Origin of the sequence: Kiloniella laminariae (assembly GCF_027214005.1) — a bacterium.
Taxonomy (GTDB): Bacteria; Pseudomonadota; Alphaproteobacteria; order Kiloniellales; family Kiloniellaceae; genus Kiloniella; species Kiloniella laminariae_A.
On sequence record NZ_JAPWGY010000001.1, the window covers coordinates 620,612 to 638,431 of the forward strand.

18 protein-coding genes are annotated in these 17,820 nt (G+C 53.6%); 11 read left to right on the forward strand and 7 right to left on the reverse strand.

Annotation, left to right across the window (positions count from 1 at the left end):
* Nucleotides 1–174 precede the first annotated feature (174 nt).
* On the forward strand, nucleotides 175–1,119 hold the full coding sequence (locus tag O4H49_RS02765) for a DMT family transporter (RefSeq protein ID WP_269421885.1): 945 nt from the start codon (nucleotides 175–177) through the stop codon (nucleotides 1,117–1,119).
* 105 nt (nucleotides 1,120–1,224) lie between these two features.
* Complete coding sequence (locus O4H49_RS02770; RefSeq protein ID WP_269421886.1) at nucleotides 1,225–2,145, forward strand: DMT family transporter; 921 nt, start codon at nucleotides 1,225–1,227, stop codon at nucleotides 2,143–2,145.
* A gap of 141 nt (nucleotides 2,146–2,286) precedes the next feature.
* On the opposite strand, the gene O4H49_RS02775 is transcribed toward O4H49_RS02770, so the two are convergent.
* From O4H49_RS02775 to O4H49_RS02785, 3 genes are read right to left on the reverse strand one after another with little or no spacing between them, the layout of a single operon-like run.
* Nucleotides 2,287–2,574: a putative quinol monooxygenase gene (locus O4H49_RS02775; protein ID WP_269421887.1), complete on the reverse strand. Its 288-nt coding sequence runs from the start codon at nucleotides 2,572–2,574 to the stop codon at nucleotides 2,287–2,289.
* Between the two features lie 46 nt (nucleotides 2,575–2,620).
* The gene (locus tag O4H49_RS02780; RefSeq protein ID WP_269421888.1) at nucleotides 2,621–3,937 is read right to left on the reverse strand and encodes a multidrug effflux MFS transporter; all 1,317 of its coding nucleotides are present in this window, start codon (nucleotides 3,935–3,937) and stop codon (nucleotides 2,621–2,623) included.
* Between the two features lie 55 nt (nucleotides 3,938–3,992).
* Nucleotides 3,993–4,826 (reverse strand): glutathione S-transferase family protein, encoded by an 834-nt coding sequence (locus O4H49_RS02785; RefSeq protein WP_269421889.1) that lies wholly within the window; start codon nucleotides 4,824–4,826, stop codon nucleotides 3,993–3,995.
* A 408-nt stretch (nucleotides 4,827–5,234) separates the two neighbouring features.
* On the opposite strand from O4H49_RS02785, the gene O4H49_RS02790 reads away from it, so the two are divergent.
* The 3 genes from O4H49_RS02790 (at nucleotide 5,235) to O4H49_RS02800 (ending at nucleotide 7,456) form a co-directional block, all read left to right on the forward strand.
* Nucleotides 5,235–5,777 (forward strand): PAS domain-containing protein, encoded by a 543-nt coding sequence (locus O4H49_RS02790; protein WP_269421890.1) that lies wholly within the window; start codon nucleotides 5,235–5,237, stop codon nucleotides 5,775–5,777.
* A gap of 208 nt (nucleotides 5,778–5,985) precedes the next feature.
* A complete protein-coding gene (locus O4H49_RS02795) occupies nucleotides 5,986–6,531 on the forward strand; it encodes a PAS domain-containing protein (protein ID WP_269421891.1) in 546 nt (181 codons plus the stop codon).
* Between the two features lie 145 nt (nucleotides 6,532–6,676).
* Nucleotides 6,677–7,456, forward strand: a complete 780-nt coding sequence (locus O4H49_RS02800; RefSeq protein ID WP_269421892.1) for a GH25 family lysozyme — start codon at nucleotides 6,677–6,679, stop codon at nucleotides 7,454–7,456.
* Between the two features lie 31 nt (nucleotides 7,457–7,487).
* Here the strand turns inward: O4H49_RS02800 and O4H49_RS02805 are convergent, their stop codons facing one another.
* On the reverse strand, nucleotides 7,488–8,765 hold the full coding sequence (locus O4H49_RS02805; RefSeq protein ID WP_269421893.1) for an MFS transporter: 1,278 nt from the start codon (nucleotides 8,763–8,765) through the stop codon (nucleotides 7,488–7,490).
* Between the two features lie 993 nt (nucleotides 8,766–9,758).
* Here O4H49_RS02805 and O4H49_RS02810 point away from each other — a divergent pair.
* The 4 genes from O4H49_RS02810 to O4H49_RS02825 all read left to right on the forward strand — a co-directional run bounded on the left by O4H49_RS02810 (nucleotide 9,759) and on the right by O4H49_RS02825 (nucleotide 13,421).
* Nucleotides 9,759–10,238, forward strand: coding sequence for a glycine-rich domain-containing protein (locus O4H49_RS02810; protein ID WP_269421894.1), 480 nt, complete (start codon nucleotides 9,759–9,761; stop codon nucleotides 10,236–10,238).
* 254 nt (nucleotides 10,239–10,492) lie between these two features.
* Entirely contained in the window at nucleotides 10,493–11,629 is a 1,137-nt protein-coding gene (locus O4H49_RS02815; RefSeq protein WP_269421895.1) for a flavin monoamine oxidase family protein, read from the forward strand.
* A gap of 135 nt (nucleotides 11,630–11,764) precedes the next feature.
* Complete coding sequence (locus O4H49_RS02820) at nucleotides 11,765–12,589, forward strand: phytanoyl-CoA dioxygenase family protein (protein ID WP_269421896.1); 825 nt, start codon at nucleotides 11,765–11,767, stop codon at nucleotides 12,587–12,589.
* 121 nt (nucleotides 12,590–12,710) lie between these two features.
* On the forward strand, nucleotides 12,711–13,421 hold the full coding sequence (locus O4H49_RS02825) for a trimeric intracellular cation channel family protein (RefSeq protein ID WP_269421897.1): 711 nt from the start codon (nucleotides 12,711–12,713) through the stop codon (nucleotides 13,419–13,421).
* 92 nt (nucleotides 13,422–13,513) lie between these two features.
* Here the strand turns inward: O4H49_RS02825 and O4H49_RS02830 are convergent, their stop codons facing one another.
* Nucleotides 13,514–13,795: a hypothetical protein gene (locus O4H49_RS02830; protein WP_269421898.1), complete on the reverse strand. Its 282-nt coding sequence runs from the start codon at nucleotides 13,793–13,795 to the stop codon at nucleotides 13,514–13,516.
* A gap of 509 nt (nucleotides 13,796–14,304) precedes the next feature.
* Here O4H49_RS02830 and O4H49_RS02835 point away from each other — a divergent pair.
* Together O4H49_RS02835 and O4H49_RS02840 are read left to right on the forward strand one after the other, a co-directional pair.
* Nucleotides 14,305–14,592, forward strand: a complete 288-nt coding sequence (locus O4H49_RS02835; protein WP_269421899.1) for a coiled coil domain-containing protein — start codon at nucleotides 14,305–14,307, stop codon at nucleotides 14,590–14,592.
* Between the two features lie 127 nt (nucleotides 14,593–14,719).
* Nucleotides 14,720–15,196 (forward strand): hypothetical protein, encoded by a 477-nt coding sequence (locus tag O4H49_RS02840; protein WP_269421900.1) that lies wholly within the window; start codon nucleotides 14,720–14,722, stop codon nucleotides 15,194–15,196.
* Nucleotides 15,197–15,415: 219 nt separating this feature from the next.
* Here the strand turns inward: O4H49_RS02840 and O4H49_RS02845 are convergent, their stop codons facing one another.
* Both O4H49_RS02845 and O4H49_RS02850 read right to left on the reverse strand, forming a co-directional pair.
* A complete protein-coding gene (locus tag O4H49_RS02845; protein WP_331283737.1) occupies nucleotides 15,416–16,174 on the reverse strand; it encodes a Stf0 family sulfotransferase in 759 nt (252 codons plus the stop codon).
* 6 nt (nucleotides 16,175–16,180) lie between these two features.
* Nucleotides 16,181–17,776 (reverse strand): tetratricopeptide repeat protein, encoded by a 1,596-nt coding sequence (locus O4H49_RS02850; protein ID WP_269421901.1) that lies wholly within the window; start codon nucleotides 17,774–17,776, stop codon nucleotides 16,181–16,183.
* Nucleotides 17,777–17,820: the final 44 nt, after the last annotated feature.

The following is a 17,820-nucleotide window of genomic DNA, read 5'->3' on the forward strand; positions in this document are numbered from 1 at the left end:
TGCGGGAATAACACTCTTGCTGATCTTGTCATACCATCGTCGTGGAACAGGGAATTTTTGGGGGGCGTAAAACCGGATCGTTATGTGTGATTTGCTATAACATTATTCACAATCACACCTTGCAAAAAAATCTGAAACCTTGCTCTATGAGGGGACCATTACAGGAGCAGGTGGATGTCGGCAGGATCAGGAAGCAATACAGCGAATAATTTTCGCGGGGCGATGATGATGGTGATTTCGCAGGCGGCTTTTGTCTGCAATGACGCGATCATGAAGCTGGTTTCGGCTGACCTTTCCCTGTTCCAGACGATATTTCTGCGTGGACTTTTTACCACCCTGCTTTTGGGGATTCTGGTCTGGTATCAGGGGGTAAAGCTCTCGGCTGTGACAAAGGGTGACCATCGCATTCTCAGCTTGCGGCTGGTGGGGGAGGTCGGGGCGACACTCTGTTATCTTACCGCCCTGTTCAACATGCCGATTGCCAATTCCACAGCGATTTTACAGGCCTTGCCGCTGGCTGTAACCTTGGGCGCGGCGCTGTTTCTGGGCGAGGCCGTGGGCTGGCGCCGGTACAGTGCGATCCTGATCGGCTTTTGCGGGGTGCTGATTATCGTGCGTCCGGGGGCCGAGGGCTTTAATGCCTATTCTTTCTGGGCTCTGGCGTCGGTGGTCTTTATCGTCGCGCGGGATCTGGCGACCAAACGGATTGCCAGTGGTATTCCTTCGTCGCTGGTTGCCTTGCTGACCTCCATTGGACTGACGATTACCACCGGGGTGCTGTTGCCGTTTTCGGGCTGGCGTCCGGTTGAACTGCAATCGGTAGCCTATCTGACAGGGGCCGGGGTGTTTCTGGTGCTGGGGTATCTGACGGTTATTTCGGCAATGCGTACCGGGGAAATCTCGTTTGTCTCGCCCTTCCGCTATACCATTCTGATCTGGGCGATCCTGCTGGGACTGTTTGTTTTTGGCGATGTGCCGGACAGCTGGACCCTGATCGGCAGCTTTATTGTTGTTGCGACGGGGATCTATACCTTCTACCGCGAACGCCGCCTGCAGAAACGCGATGCGCTGGAACTCAAACGTGATGTGGTTGCACCAGAAGTGCTGCGGCACAGATAGGAACTGTTCGCGCTTCAGCTGTTATCGGGCCTATTCTCGGGTTTATAATCTCGGGCTTGTTTTGGGGCCAGTAGAACTTGAGCAGACCTTGATGCAGGAACAGACATGAGCCAGGATTACCGTATCAACACGAGCGAAACAGGCATGACGGTGCCTTTGTCAGCAGGTAATCTTCGGGGTGCCGGTCTGATGGTGTTCGGACAAATCGCCTTTATCGGCAATGTGACCCTGATGAAGCTGGTATCCGAGGACCTGACCCTGTTCCAGGCGCTGTTTTTACGGGGCCTGTTTACTGTCGTGGTTCTGGGGGCACTGGCCTGGTATCGCCGAGAGCTGTTTCCCAAGGTCACGCGGTCCGACGGTCTGGTCTTGAGCTTGCGCGTGGCAGGGGAAGTCGGGGCAGCACTCTGTTATTTTATGGCGCTGTTCAACATGCCGATTGCCAATGTCACGGCAATTCTGCTGGCGGTGCCGCTGGTCCTGACGCTGGGGGCCGCATTGTTGTTTGGTGAAACCGTCGGATGGCGGCGATATGGTGCCATTGCCCTGGGATTTTGCGGGGTTCTGATCATTGTCCGTCCGGGGGGAGAGGGGTTTGACGTCTATTCTCTCTGGGCGCTGGGATCCATGTTGTCTGTTGCGGCAAGGGATCTGGCGACACGCAGGCTCTCCAGCGGACTGCCGTCGGTTTTTGTGGCCTTCGTTACCGGAATAGTCGTGACGCTGGTCTGCGCGCTGCTGTTGCCGACCATGGAGTGGAAAGCCGTAACCACCGGAACGGTGGGACTTCTGGCGGGGTCAGCCGCCTTTATCATGCTGGTGCATATCTCGATTATCATGGCGATGCGCTGTGGCGAAGTCGCCTTTGTTACGCCTTTTCGCTATAGCCTGCTGGTCTGGGCCATTGCGCTGGGATATCTGGTGTTTGATGAAATACCCGATCGCTGGACCCTGACGGGAAGCGCTATTGTGGTGGCGACCGGGATCTATTCGCTTTGGCGGCAGCAACGGAAAATGCCCGTGTGATGAAAGACCCGCGTGATAAAAGACCCGTGTGATAAAAGAACGGAATCAGAGAGCGTAATCAATAAGGTGTTGTCACTGGGTGTCGTTCCGCATTACAGGCCGGAACGACAACCCGTGTCATTCTTCTGAAGTCTGTAACTTTCAGACCAGCGTCATTTCATTGATAATCATATTTTCAATGGTGCCCTCGGTGGCCGCGATAAAGGCGGCGAGGTGGGGTGCCTGCATGTGATCCTGCCACAAGGCACGGCTGGTCCAGTTCTCGACAAAGACAAAGTGACAGGGGTCGTCATTGTCCTGATGCAGATCGTATTGAAGGCACCCTTTTTCTGCGCGGGTAATCGGGATCAGCTTTTGCAGCTCGGCCTTGACCAGATCAAGCTTGTCACGCTTGACCTGGATGTTGGCGATAATTGTAAGGTCGGACATTCAGGTGACTTTCAAAAAACATGTTCCCGGGTGAGATAGTCAAGGATCAAGCCGGTTGCAAGGTGTCGGTTTTACTGTGTTTGGCAATGATCACCAGCGCGAGCGAGAGCAGACCACAGCCGCCCATGGCGATGACGATGTGCATGACCGTGCCGTCATAGAGCCGGCCTATGCCGATAGAGACGACCACGGCAACCAGGCTGGAAATCGACGCGATGACCGAGGCTCCCAGCCCGGCCATTTTCCCCAGTGACTGCATGGCCATGGCGTTGATATTGCCAAAAAGAATCCCGACACAGAAAAACAGCAGGAAGCCAATGACCATGAAGGCGGCAAAGGGAGGAATGCCCTCATAGGGCTGGGCGACGGCAAACAGCAGTCCGGCAAACCCGGTCATGCCTGTCAGGGCGATCACGACCAGTCTATGCATGCCATAGCGCATCACCATGGCACTGTTCAGCAGGGATGAAACGGCAATGCTGGAGGCAAGAATGGCAAAGTAAAAGGCAAAGGCATCACCGGTATGATAGATGTCATGAAAAATCGCCTGTGAGGTACTGACGTAGACCAGCAAGGCCCCGAACATCAACCCGGCGGCAAGGGAATAGGCCATGATGCTGCGGCTTTGGATGATACGCCCGGTCGAGCGAACCAGTTTGGCTGGCGAAAAAGCCAGGCGGGCCTGCTGCGGCAGTGTTTCGGGCTGACGCAGCCACAGCCAGCCGCCAGCAATGCTGGCAAGCAACAGAAACGACAGGAAGATCTCGCGCCATTGACCAAAAGCCAGTACCAGCTGGCCAAAGGCCGGGGCAACCATCGGCACGAGAATAAAGATCATCATGATCAGCGACATGACCCGGGCCATGGCAGCACCTTCGTACTGATCGCGGACCAGTGCACGCGAGGCGATCTTGGGTCCGCCAGTACCAATCCCCTGAATGACACGTCCCAGAAGCAGCAGTTCAAAACTCTGGGCCGTCATGGCAACCACGGTTCCAGCCAGATAAATGAAGATACCGAGCAGAATGGCGGGCTTCCTGCCGATGGCATCAGAAATCGGGCCGCCGAGCAGATCACCGAAGACCATGCCAAAAATGAAGAGGGTGATAATCAGCTGGTTGTTGCGCGGATCAACGACGCCGAGATCCCGCCCGATCTGGGGCAGGGCTGGCAACATGGCGTCAATACTCAGTGCCGTGAGCGAGGTGATCAGGGCGAAGAGGATAACAAACTCGGGCAGTCCCAGCGGAGTGAGGACCTTGCGGTGTTTATGGTTTGGCTGAGGTTGAAAGGACTCGGGTTTCGAGCTGTTAATCGGGGCGGGACTTCCAGGAATCTCGGCCAGGGAGTGATCACTTTTCATTGTTTTAAATCTTTATCGTAACGGGGGCAGAATTTACCCGGATATGAAATTTCGGTTATAAATTTTCTGTGGCATTCAGGCGTTGCAGGGCAGGGCGTTGTTCCATCCGCCTTCTGTGATCGAGCAGCCTGGGAAAACGGGTGGGAGTGATCCCGTCTGATTCCATCCAGCCCGCGACCGTGTGCAGGTAGCCGTCGCAGATGCTGTAGTTTTCGCCGAGAACCCAGGGGCCCTTGAAGAGATTTTCCTCGATCTGGGTAAAGGCAGCCGCAACGGTTTCCGGTACTTTGCGTTTCATGTCTTCCAATGAACCCGGATCATCGGCCCAGCGGTTGCCCCTGCGGCCATGGGCATGGGCAACATGCAGGGTTGAACTGATGAAGCTGTTGAAAGACTGCGCCTGGGCCAGAGCAAAGATATCCTGCAATGGCGCCAGGGCTGCTTCGGGAAAACGCTGCGCAATATAGAGCAGAATTGCCGGGGTTTCTGTCAGAATACCGTTTTCTGTTGCCAGGGCCGGAACCCGCCCCCTTGGGTTGATCGCAAGGTATTCTGCTTTGTGCTGATCCCCGGTCGCAAAAGAGACAAGCTGGACCTGATAGTCAGCACCTGCTTCCTCGAGGGCAATGCGTGAAGCCTGAGAACAGGCACCGGGAGTATGAAAAAGTGTCAGCATGGGAACCGGTCTTTCAAAGTATCTTGTCTGTTTTCGGGGTGCCTCTTGCAGCGCTGAAAGGCGTCGCGCTACAAACGGACTGATTTGTCTAGTTCTATTCTGGTCTATTCTGGCTTCCTCAATCCGTTCCAGATCACGACTGACCGCTATATGGGATCCAGAGACAAAAAGGCCAAAGGCAAAAAAACCGGAAGGCAAAAATGCCAGAGCCAAAAGAAAAGCTCTTCGTCATTCAGACGCGGACCCCACAGCCTGATGTGACAGGAGATGGGCAGATGAGTTAGGGGTTGGATATCAGAGCCACGGGAACAGTAATCCCTTGGCGAGCAATTTCGTGTCTTGTCAAAGCGTCGTCACCCCGGCTGTTATGAAACAGCAACCGGAAGCAGGGTCCAGGCTACGACATTGGAGCCTGACCATTCGCTTTCTGCCTTATAATAGAAAGGCCATTTGATTTCAGCATTTGACGTTGTTCTGGTCAAGAGATAAAAAACGAGGGGTTGTGTGTTTTTGTTTATCGGCTTCTTTTTTTTTCTTTGCCTTTTATCAACCTTTTCTAAACTGTTTTAGCGGATATAGTCAGAGGAATGACAGGGTGAAAAACCCTATGTGGAGGCATGATTGGTTGAGATCAAGGATTCAAAAAATCGACGATTTTTTGATTATTGGCAAAGTTTACCGCGGGATCAGGGGTGTCTTGTGCCGCGTAAAAGCAGCTTCCTGCCGGAAGAGGTTCCTCAGCTCTTGCCAAATATGCTGGTCTTCGAGGTCATTTCCCGGCACGAAATAAAAATCAGGCTTCAGGGAACCGCGATTGACGAGCAGTACGGGCAGAGCATGACCGGGGGTAATTACCTCGACTATGTTGAACCGCACCGTCGCGATGTGGCAGCCTCGGCTTTCTGGCAAATGGCAGAGCATCCTTTTGGTATCGTCGCCGAACTTGACCAGGCTTTGTCCTCTGGCCGTTATGTGACTGTCGAGGCAATTGGTTTCCCCCTGATTAACGACACAGGTAAAAACCCGATTATCATCTATCAGAGTAACGAGATCAAAAAAAGCAAGCGCCCGGATCACGACGATGAAGGCAAGCTCAAGTGGATTTATGTCCTGAGCCGGCAGATCATTGATATCGGGAATGGTGCACCGGTTTTCGTTGATTAAATTTGCTTTTCCAGTGGATTTTTCCACCGGTGCTGTTTTAGTCGCAGGATTTTCCCGGCTGTATGGTCATTGCTTTGTTGAAGAAATGCTGCATTGCAGGGCAATGTTTTGCTGGAAATGATTAATTGTTTATAATCAAGCTTTTCTTGAGGGGCTTCTCCGCTGTAGTATAGCCAGTACGGGTAGAAAATCTTACATAAAGGGGGCGGTGTTGTTCGAGATCAGAAACCCGCGAAATCAGATTTTTTATGATTACTGGCGCAATTTACCAAGGGTTGAAGGTGAACTTCTGCCCCGGAAAAGCAGTTTCCTGCCCGAAGATATTCCTTCTATCCTGCCCAATATTATTGTCTATGAGCTGCAGGACAAGGACCAGATCATGATCCGCCTGCAGGGAACGGCAATCAACCAGCGTTTCGGGCACGATATGACCGGAGCCAATTATCTGGATTATGTTGAACCGGATCGCCGCGAGAAGGCCGCATCCGCTTTCTGGCTGATGGCTGAACAGCCCTGTGGTATCATCGCCATTCTTGATCACGCACTGTCATCGGGCCGGAGCATTACCGTTGAATCGATCGGCTTTCCGCTGATCAATGACTTTGGACCCAATCCGATCATCATCTATCAAAGCAATGAAATCGAGCGGGAGGAGTGGCGTAACCGTCCGGAGAACGAGAAGCTCAAGCTGATCTTTGTCCAGGAACGCCACCTGATTGATCTGGGAACCGGAACCCCCCAATTCGTTGACTGAGCCCTACTGCTGCCGCGCAGTCCGTGTAGTATTTTCCTGATTTTTTATAAGGCCGGGGGGCTGTACCCTCGCACGTGGAATATTTTGTTCCCGACAGAGATCCTGGATAGTACAGTGGCAGATGCCACAGTGGAGGAATTCCCGGATGAAACGTTCCGCCAATTTACGCAGACCTAAAAGAGGCCTTGTCAGAGGGCTGTCCCTGTTTCTGGTTGCCCTGACGGGACTTGGTCTGACGGGCTGGTTCTTTGCCCCGCATCTTGAACTGGCCCGGCAGTTTCACCCGCTGCATGGTATTGATGTCTCGCACCATCAGGGAGAGGTGGACTGGCAGCAGGTGGCAGGGGAAGGCACCAGTTTTGTCTATATCAAAAGTACAGAGGGCGGTGATTATGTCGATCCGCTGTTCAGCGCCAACTGGCAGGGAACCCGTGCCGCCAGCCTCCCCCGCGGGGCCTATCATTTTTTCAATCTCTGTCATTCCGGCAAGGATCAGGCCGCAAACTTTATCGCGACGGTTCCGCTGGAGGCCGATATGCTGCCGCCTGTTGTCGATGCAGAAGTGATGGAGCCTTGTCAAAAACCGGAAGATGCCACAGCTGCAGATGATCATGTGGTCACAGATGTGGTGGCAGAGCTGACAGATTTTATCGAGGCACTGCAACAGCACTATGGCCAGCGTCCGGTGATCTATACCATGCGCCACTTTGATGAACGTTATCTTAAGGGCAAATTCCTCTACGATCGTTTCTGGATTGCGAGTATGCCGCTGGAGCCGAACTTTCGCGAAGACCAGTGGGTGATCTGGCAGTATCAGGACAAGGGGAAAAGGGCAGGGATCACAGGCACGGTTGATCTCAACGTTCTGCGCAGCGGCGTGACAGACTTTCCCCTGCCGCAAAACCAGCGCGACCAGCCCCAATAGACCTAAATAGACGTGCCAATAAACGTGCCGCCTATTTTACCAGTTGGGATCGTCTGGTCGCGGGCATAAAGGCAAAGAGAAACCCGGTGACGGTAAAGATACTGCCCCACAAAAGATAGATCTGGGCCGTTGAAAAAGCAGTCAGAAATGAGGGAGAGAGGTGGACAAAAATACCGATCAATCCCGTGATCGCCTGCACAAGGCTGCGGACGCGGCCAATCTTTGTTTCATCGCAGTGCTGGAGAAATTCCCCCTCTGCAATGGCTTTTGCCGTGCTTGCGGTGGCTCCCATGGCCAGTTGAAGGCCAATCAGGATGACGGGATTTATCTCGAACCACATCATGATCATGGTGCCGCCGATCAGGGCCAGGCACCATGACTCTATCCTCTGTAATTGATAGCGGACGACCAGCAGGGCAACCGTCATGCTTGCGCCGACGGCTCCGATTGCCCAGGCAGCATCGGCAAAGCCATACAAGTCACTGCCTGACTGCATTTCTACAAAGACATAAGCAGGTAACAGCGTGTTCGTGACCTGACCGGATGCAAAGGCAAGGCCGATTGTGATCGAGGTCACCACCAATATGGGATTTCCTGCCAGATACCCCAGACCTTCCCGAAGATCTGAAAGGTACCGCCTGTTGTTTGCCGGGATATCAGTTGCGGGGGTGGCATCTGCCGGGTTGCCTGTTTCCGGAAGATCTGTCTCGGGTATGTCTGCTTCTGCAACGCTCAGTCCGCTTGTACGCGCAGGAGGCAAAGGCCTCAGGAGTAAGACGCTCAACCACATGATCAGGCCAGAGGCCGCTGAAAGCAGAAAAACAATGCCCGGGCCCTGATAATGCATGACCAGGCCCGCAACCCCAACGCCTGTAACCATAAAGACCTGTCGAAAACTGCCGAGCTGCGCCCCGACTTTACGACGGTGATCCCTTGGCACGACAGCCTGGACCAGGGCATCAAAAGGCCCGCCGACAAACAGCCCCCCGATTGACCATAAGGTGGCAGCAATAAACAGCTGTTCAATCGCCAGCTCTATCGCCAGTTCCCGGGCAAAGAGACTGACGAGACCAGGAAAGGCGATCGCCAGAACAATCAGCAGCTGCCCTGCAAGAACAGATTTTTTGTGATCCCGGCGCTCGATCACCGTCCCGACGAAGGGGCCGACAAACAGGGCGATCAGGCTCCAGATGACCAGTACCAGACCAACCATCGCCTTGTCGTTTGTCAAGACCAGCGCCGTCCAGGCCACGGCAACAACAAAGGCACCGCGCGAAAAGGCCCCAGCTGCAGCAGCAAAAAAAATCACCCTTTTCTCCCTCTTTTGTCCTGTTTTGTCCCGATTTTTAAATCAGGTTTTAGCTCTGGTTTTAAATGTGGAACCAGTACATCATGGGTTATGTGTAGTTATGATTGCGAATTTTAATTTTCAAACAAGCATAAATAGAGTTTTTGATGTGTTCCGTCCATCGTGATATGGCGTTTTTGCAAGATGGCCCTGATGGTTTTCCCGAAAGATCTCCAGACCGGATTATCGCGGTTGTGAAGCCAGAAAAAGTCAGTCAGGAAGCGGACTTAATCAAGCTGGCAACAGCACCGACAGTCAATTTGATAAGTAAGTATTGCTTACTTATGATTGAAGTATGATTATTTTTTGTTGAAATTTTATTTCGTCAGATGTATGTCTGGTTGTGCGTGAGACAACATCACGTCATAGCAAATTGAGAGGATATTTTGATGAATAAGCTAAGTTCAAAACAGGCAAAAAAATCACTCACAAAATCAATTGCTTCTACAGGGAAGCCAACACAGTTCAAAATCAAGCTAAGCACCAAAAAAGCCTTTTGTGGAAAACTCTGCATGCCGAACGTCAACTGACGGTAAGCATGTCTTCGCTCCCTGATCGTTTCTTGTTCCAGGCTTTCTGCTCTGGGCAGGAAGGACAAATGATTTCGAAGGCCTGAAAGACAGACACGGTTTTTCTATTTGTTATATCATATTGTTTTTTATGATGTAATAACCCTTTAAATCGTTTGGGGAGTTCTTGCCAGGCGGGTTCGGGTAATCCGTCTGGCAAGCCAGATCAATCATGAATACAGAGCTGTCGAACGATATTGTAAAGACTGCTTTAAAATCAGCCCACCCTGTTCCTGTACTGAGTGCAAGATCTTTTCCGGTCCTTGTGATCAGAACTCCAGGTCTTTTTCGGGGATAATTCTGGCTCCTTGTCTAAACGGCAAGACCGAAGCAACGGGCAGACTTTCTGCAGTGTAATTTCACCGGAAATGAGGGAGGGACAGAAATGGAATTGGCGCGGGTCGAAAAGGATTTGACGGGCAATCTATGGTTGCCTTTGAAAATTGAAGGTATCAGGCATCTGGAACAGCTTGAGGAGGTGAGGGACTATATCTTTACAATGGATATGTCGATGATCTTCTTCAAGATGACCAATGAAGAGTCTGCCGGGGAACTGGGGCTGCTTTGGGAAGAAGAGGATGCAAAATTCGCGATCAATCAGTATCGGCAGTATCTGTACCTGATCCGGAAATACGAAGCCAACATTTCGCCGACACTGGCGATTGATGCGGTCTGGCATAACCATATCCTGGATACCCGGAAATACGTCAAAGACTGTCAGGTTATCTTCGGGCATTATCTGCACCACTTCCCCTATTTCGGGTCGCGAAGTACAGAAGATCGACGACAGCTTGAAATTGCCTTTGGCAACACGCAGAAGCTGTTTCTGGAAGAATTTGGCGTTGATATTACCCAGGGCACCTGAAGGTTTTCTTGCCCGTTCTGCCCTGTCCTCTTCAGGAGACAAAGGCGTATTTTGTTGACGAGGCGGGTTTCCCGTAAGAACCTCGGATAACATGATATCCTGATACAGGGCGGGGATAGCTTTTTTGCATGGGGAGCGGCTATCAAACTGCATCACATGCTGTTACGCCAGAGTAATCACCAGAGCGAGTAATCACCAGAACGCAGGATAAACGATCCAGAATTTCCACGCATATTTTATGCCGGATATTTTCCATGACACGAAAAGAGTTTCTGAAATATCTGATCAGGGTGAGCGCAGGGGCCGGGATAGCGGCAAGCTCTGGCAGGTTGTCACAAGCTTTGGCCGATACCCGCGATCTGCCGGTTCTGGTGATCGGGGCCGGAGCTGCCGGGCTTATGGCGGGGTATGAATTGCAGCGCCGTGGCATAGATTTTCGTATTCTCGAGGCCTCCGCTGTTTTTGGCGGGCGGGTCAGGAAGACGACGGATTTTACCGACTTCCCGCTTGATCTGGGGGCTGAATGGATCCACAGCGATGAACCGCAGGAACTCTTCCGGGAACTGCTGGACGATGAAGACATCAGGTTTGAGGCTGACTTGCTGGCCTACCAACCCGCAGAATTTATCTGGGAAGAGGGCAGGCTGGAGAAAGAACCCTCGCTTTACACGCTGGAGTACAAGTTTAAAAATACCACCTGGCATGATTTTCTCGATCTGTATCTTGCCCCCGCCAGCAGGGGGAAAATCCATTACAACAGCCCGGTGACAAAGATCGATTACGCCGGGACGCGGACGCTTGTCACAACCGGGAAGGGCGAGGTCTTTACAGCGGATCAGTTGCTCGTGACGGTGCCTCTGGGCGTGTTGAAGGCTGGGATGATCGCCTTTTCACCACCACTGCCCCCGGAAAAAGTCAAAGCGATCAGGGATATTTCCTTCCCGCCGGGCCTGAAGGTCTTTTTCGAGTTTTCAGACAAGTTCTATCCCGATGCGGTCGAGACGCCAGAGCGCTATTATTACGATGCCGCCTTTGGCAAAGACACAGCGCGCCATATCCTCGGGCTGTTCTGCGTTGGCGAAGGGGCCGAAAGCCTGATTGCGCTGCCAGATGAACAGGCGGTTGTGGCCACTGTTCTGGGGGAGCTTGACCGGATCTTTGCGGGCAAGGCTTCTGCGCTCTATCAAAAACACATTGTCCAGAACTGGTCTGCCGAACCCTATGTCCGCGGATCTTATAGCCATAACCGGAACGACCCGCTGCGCCGGGCGCTTCTCGCGCCTTTGGGAGAGAAAGTGTATTTTGCGGGTGAGGCACTGGATGAATATTTTGACTCCACGGTCGATGGCGCGGCCTTTTCCGCGCTGTCGGTGCTGGAGGAAATGATCTGACGGACGCCGCTGTCCTCGGATAAGAGAGTGCGCCAGGGGATGAGGATGCAAAAAATGTTGACGGCAGGCTTTGGCTATAAGAGCCTGAGATCACAGGATAATAAGCAAGCATTATAAAAGCGGGGAAAAACAGGGATGAGGCCATCAGTCAGTGATCTGATTACATCTGCGGATATCGAAGCCTATCAGCGCGATGGCGCGGTGTGTATTCCCGGCCTCTTTGACGGCTGGGTCGATACGATCATTGAAGCGATCGAGCAGAACATGCGCGCGCCCGGCCCCTATGCGGCTGATAACCTCAAAGCGGGCGAGCAGGGGCGGTTTTTTGATGACTATTGCAACTGGCAACGCATTCCGGAACTGGCAAAAATCATCCAGGAGTCGCCCGCTGCCGAAGCTGCGGCACGGTTGATGGGGTCAAAGCGGGTGCAGATTTTCCACGACCATGTGCTGGTCAAGGAACCGGGCACCGCCAAGCCGACACCCTGGCATCAGGATGCGCCCTATTATTTTGTCGAGGGCCGTCAGACCCTGAGTTTCTGGATCCCGGTTGATCCGGTGCGCGAGGCCTCGCTGCGGCTGGTTGCCGGATCGCACCGCTGGGACAAGATGGTGCTGCCGACCCGCTGGCTCAACGAGGACAGTTTTTATCCCGATCAGGAAGATTTCCTGCCCGTGCCGGACCCTGATGCCGAGCCGGAAAAGTACCCGGTGCTGGAATGGCCCATGGCCCCGGGCGATGCGGTGGCGTTTGACTATCGCACCCTGCACGGCGCGCGCGGCAATCTGGCAGGCAGCCGCCGCCAGGCGCTGTCACTGCGCTTTGTCGGCGATGATGCGCGCTATGTCACCCGTCCGGGCCGGACCTCGCCCCCTTTTCCGGGACACGATATGAAAGACGGGCAGATCCTGCGCGAAGACTGGTTCCCGGTGGTGTGGCCAGTGGTGCAGCAGGAGTAAGGCTTTTTATATTGCCTGTATTACGTCCTGAATTAAGACGACGGTAGCTTTTCCGGGGTATAGATCAGGATAGTGTTTTGGACAGGATGCCCGGATACCGGGCGTGCGGGGGAGAGAAGCTATGGAAATCCTGAGCTGGGTGGATTACGCGGGGGTCGCGGTTTTTGCCGCCACGGGCGCGCTGGCGGCCTCGCGCAAACAGCTGGATTTTATCGCCTTTGTCTTTCTGGCAGCGACCACCGGCATTGGCGGCGGCACCCTGCGCGATGCCATTCTCGGCCTGACCCCCGTGTTCTGGGTGCAGCAGGAAATCTATCTCTATATCTGCGTTGTTGTGGCGGCGGTGGTGTTCTTTACCGCGCACCGCTTTGAATCGCGCTATCGTCTGTTGCTGTGGCTCGATGCCATCGGCATGGCGATTTTCTGCGTCAAGGGTGCCCAGATCGGACTGGCGGCGACGGGATCGCCGACAGCCGCTGTGGTCACGGGGATTTTGTCTTCGACCTTTGGCGGGGTGCTGCGCGATATCCTTTCGGGTGAACAGTCGGTACTGATGCGCCGGGAAATCTATGTCACCGCCGCGCTCTTTGGCTCTGCCGTCTGGGTTTTGGGCGACTATATCGGCAGCCTGTTCGGCGAGCGGCTGGGCCAGTACCAGCACCTGAGCCAGGAAATCGCCTCGGTCGCCGGCTTTGCCGTGGCGCTGTTCATCCGTGGCGGCGCCCTGTACTGGGACTGGAAAATGCCCAACTACAAAAACGCCCCGGGCCGCACGATCGAAGAAGTCGAGGCCCTGATCGAAAGACGCCGCCAGGAAAAAACCGGGGGCTAAGCCCCTTTGGGACGATTTGTTGAAGGGATAAGGATTTTATAACAAGGGGAAATGGGGAGGTGTCTGCGATAGGTGGTTGACCTTTATTGATGTTACCTTATCGATATTCCTTTGTATTTTTGAACCATTAGTGCGCCTGCGCCACCTGTCGATGTGGCGCCTTTGGGAACCATTCGTATCCGGCCTTTATTGCTAAATTCATTTTTTTCGATGAACTCACGCAGTTCGCGTTCTGTTGCTGGTTTGAAAGTAGTATTGTCGCTAGAAAAAGTATAACTGTAGTAACCCTTTTTATCTCCTTTAAGGCCTTTAAAGGGGTGGCATACAATTCCATCCTTATTTATTCCGATAACATCTTCCAGTATCTCTAGCACTGATCAACTCCGAAAATATAACATGGTTGTAACCGTCGTTTACCGCCCGAAGTGTGGGAGCTCGTCATACACTTCGGATCTCTTCGTAACGAATAGTCGTGTTAATAATCTAAGCTCCTTTGTAAAAGAAGTACACACATAGCGTGTATTTGTTCTTAAAGTATTATGTTGGTGTGAAGGGATAGTAGCTTTACGCCGCATTTTCCGCGCCGATGTCCGAGTGTTTTCAAAAAAAATCCTCAGGATTTTCCTTGAAATATATAGGGGAACTCTTACGTGGGGTGTAAGCTGCTTTTCGCACTGCGGGGCAAAATCCTTGTTGGTCAGGTTATATCGACTTCATCTGATGATTGAGCCGACCTTTTGATTTGTCCTGGGTCTTCCTTGGTCTTCCCCTGTGTTGAGGCATGGGGAGACGGACAGACAGTTACCCGGCACTTGCTCTGACTATCAGTGGGTGTAAGCAGCTTAAGAAGGCATGTCGTCATAACCATAGAGGAGAAATCTACATGAGTATGAAAGAAGCCTACGAGAAAAAGTTCCAGGCCCAGCTGGCTGAATGGAATGCAGAAATTGACAAGTTCAAGGCCCAGGCCGACGCCGCCCAGGGCGAGGCAGAAATCCAGTATCGCAAAAAAGTTGACGAGCTTCGCGCCCTGCAGGAAGAGTCTGCCGGAAAGCTGCGCGCGTTTAAAAATGCCAGTGATGGCGCCTGGCAGGACATGAAAAAAGGCATGGATGCCGCCTGGGACAGCTTTGAAGACGCGATGAAATCGGCGACTTCCCGTTTTAAATAACGGATGGGGTGATCCGGCTGGCACCCGCTGAAAAAGGCTCTGGCAAGGGGCTATATGCTTTATGGTACGGCGGGCTGTATCAAAAGAGTACCTTGCCAAAATTCATCAACAGTTTCAGGAGACAAGAATGAAGTTTAAGACGCTGGTTCCTCTATTGGGGTTCCTGACCATGTTTGGTGGCCTCTCCCCGGCGCAGGCACAGACTGCCGCAGACAAGGCGACAGAGGCCACAACGCTGGAGCAGGTTCAGCAGGACGCAGCAGAGTTGATGGAATCAATCAAGGGCTATAGCGCCGAACAGCGCGACGAAGCCCTGGCCGATGCCCAGGAAGGACTGGACAGTCTGGATCGGGAAATTGACGCACTGGAAACCCGGATAGACAAAAACTGGGACGAAATGGACCAGGCCGCGCGCGAACAGGCACGCGAAAGTCTTCGCGCCTTGCGCAAACAACGCACAGAGCTGGCCCAGTGGTACGGTGAGTGGAAAAACAGCTCGGCTGATGCCTGGGACGAGGTCAAAAAAGGTTTCTCTGAGGCCTATCAGTCCCTGAGTGACTCCTGGGGTGAAGCGGTCACGGAATTCGACGAAACAACTGAATAATCCCGGACACGTTGCGCTGCCGCCATTGTTACAGGGGGGCAACAGCGGCGTTTTTCGATAGAAATTTTATCTGACAACGGGCCAGCAGGATGATTTCCTGCCTGGCCCGTTCGCGGTTCCGTTTATGCACGAAAAATGCAGGCAGGCAAGAGCGGAAGCATGGACCACAGCCCCATTCGACGACGCCCCCGCTGTTGCGGTTTCTGGCTTGCGACAGTGTTATCCTTCGTTTTCGTTCTGGAAGCGTTGGGCCCAGGAACGGTTGATTTCATCGGACAGCCGGGCGGTGGGCAGGGGTATGATTCTGGCAATCGAGCCGTCCAGACCAAGTTCTTCGAGTATTCCCGAAAGGATTGCCGAGGGATCACGGGACAGATCGTCGTAGGTAATCCGCAGGGGCGTTATGCCCTCACGCTTGAACCAGGATGTCCAGTTCTCGTCATCCACTGTCATATCATTGATATGCCGGGCAATTGCCACTGCATCATAGGCAGGTTGCTGCGGAGCGGAAAGGCGCTCCAGCTCTGTCCCGTCTGCATTCCTGTGCCAAAGACCGGATTGCTCGGCCCTGAGGCGTGAAATCGCCTGTTCAAGTTTGTTGGGGCGCGTCAGGTGGATGAATAGAATTTGCCCGAAAGCCACGCGAAGGCGCTCAGCGTCGGAGGGAAGATCCGGATACAGAAAATCAAGTTTTTGCATGAAGAAGTCGAAGCTGTGCCGCTGGAGACGCAAGCCGAACAGATCGCTGTTGCCGGTCCCACAGGCCTGCGCGGCAGCAAAAACAGCGGTCAGTTGCTCTTTTTCGCTGGGATATTGGTCTGCCTGCAATCCGAAATCTTCCATCCAGGCCGAAACAGACGGTTCGTGGAAATGGGAGTCCGGCACACCGGCTTTGCCTGTCGCGGCCAAAAGCCTGCACAAAAGAGTGCTGCCGCTCCGTGGGCTTGTGCAGATAATACAGGATTGATATTGGGCCAGCTTTTTCTAGCTCCCCAGTTTGCTCAGGATGGATTCAACTTCCATGAGGTTACTGCTCAGGTCATCGGCCCAGTCGCTGTTCATCAGGGCCAGCATCAGTGTCTGGCTTTGTTCCAGTTGGGCACGGGCGGCGGTTTTCTGGTCCTGATCTAGCAGGATCATGCCGCTGTAATAGGTGGCAAAGGCGATGTAGGCCCGGTGGGCGGGCTCTTCCGGTTCGTTTTGAACAAGGGGATCGGCGTTACTGACAACGGATTGGAAGTGGGACAGAGCCGCGGTGGTGTCGCCCAGGGCCTGCTGTTCTTCGCCAAGGTTCAGATGCACTGTATAGATTGCCATGGACCAGAGATGGTTTTCCGGAGCCAGTTCCCGGAGTTCCTGCAGAGCAGCCATGGCGGCCTCAAAGTGGGTCAGGGCTGTCTGGTGGTCGGTCTGATCTGACCTGATATTACCGATCCGGTGCTGCAGGGCAAAGAGCTGGTGCAGGTTGTTTTCCCGGCTTGCCTTGTCTGCAGCCGGGCTGTTGCCAAGCTCGGCGGTGTAGAAATCAATGGCGGCCTGAAAATTGCGGGCGGCGTCGTCGGGATGGTCCTGATCACGCTGAAGATCCCCGGTCATGGTATGGAGAAGAGAGAGGTTCGCCAGCAGCAGGCTTTTGAGCTGGGGGGCGCGCTCGATCATGACCCGGGCCGTCGCCAGGGCGTTCTCGTAACTGGTAATAGCGGCTTCCTTGTTATCCTGCTGTTCGTACAGATGACCGATCGTTGAATGAAGTTTGTACTGGGAATAAAGCAGTCGGGGTTCTTCGGGGAAAGTTGCAGCAAGAACAGTGCCCCCATCCAGCGCGGCCTGATAGCTGAGCAGAGCGGCAGCAAGATCGCCTTTGCTTTCGTGGACTTCCCCGGTCTTGTTATGCAGGGCGGTCAGAATGAAATGATTGCCGATTTTGTCCGGTTCCCGAGCCAAAATTTCTCCGGCGAGCTCTATTGCCGGACGGTAAAGCTCGAGGGCTTTGTCCCACTGGTCTGTCGCCTGATAGATCTCTCCCTTGCGGTGCAGGTTGTCGCGATGGTCGGCCTGCCAGTCAAGAGAGTCCGGGGTCCTGGCCAGTGCCCGCCGGATTATTTCCTGCTCGCTGGCGAGAGCGGCCAGAGCCAGAAGAGCATTGCCCCGCCGTTGCTCCAGATTCCCGATTTGAGAATAAACACGGGCAAGATCCTGTTGCCACGCGTCGTTGTCGGGGTTTTTCTGGCTTAAAAGTTCAGCAAGGGTCAATGCTTTCTGAAGCTTGTCAAAGGCCTGATCCAGCTGGCCGCGGTCCCGGCTTTCCAGTGCCTGGCGGGTATAGTCCTTAAGCTGTCGGGCAGTTTCGATGTCAAGACGTGTTGGGGGGCAGTCAGAAAGGACGTAGGGTTTCCCAAGGTTGTCGGCGACAGTGCAGACCAGTGCAAGTCCCTGGTTGCCCGGAACAAAACCCCAGACCAGCAGGCCGGTTGCCAAAAGACCTGCCGTAATCACTTTGCCCCGATTCCGGGTCCAGTGGGGGCGGGTCCAGTGTTGTCGGGTAAAACCGCTTGATCCTGTCTGCTCTGAATTTTCCATGCCTGAAACCCCCGTTTGATACGCGTGGCCTGATTGTTTTTCGG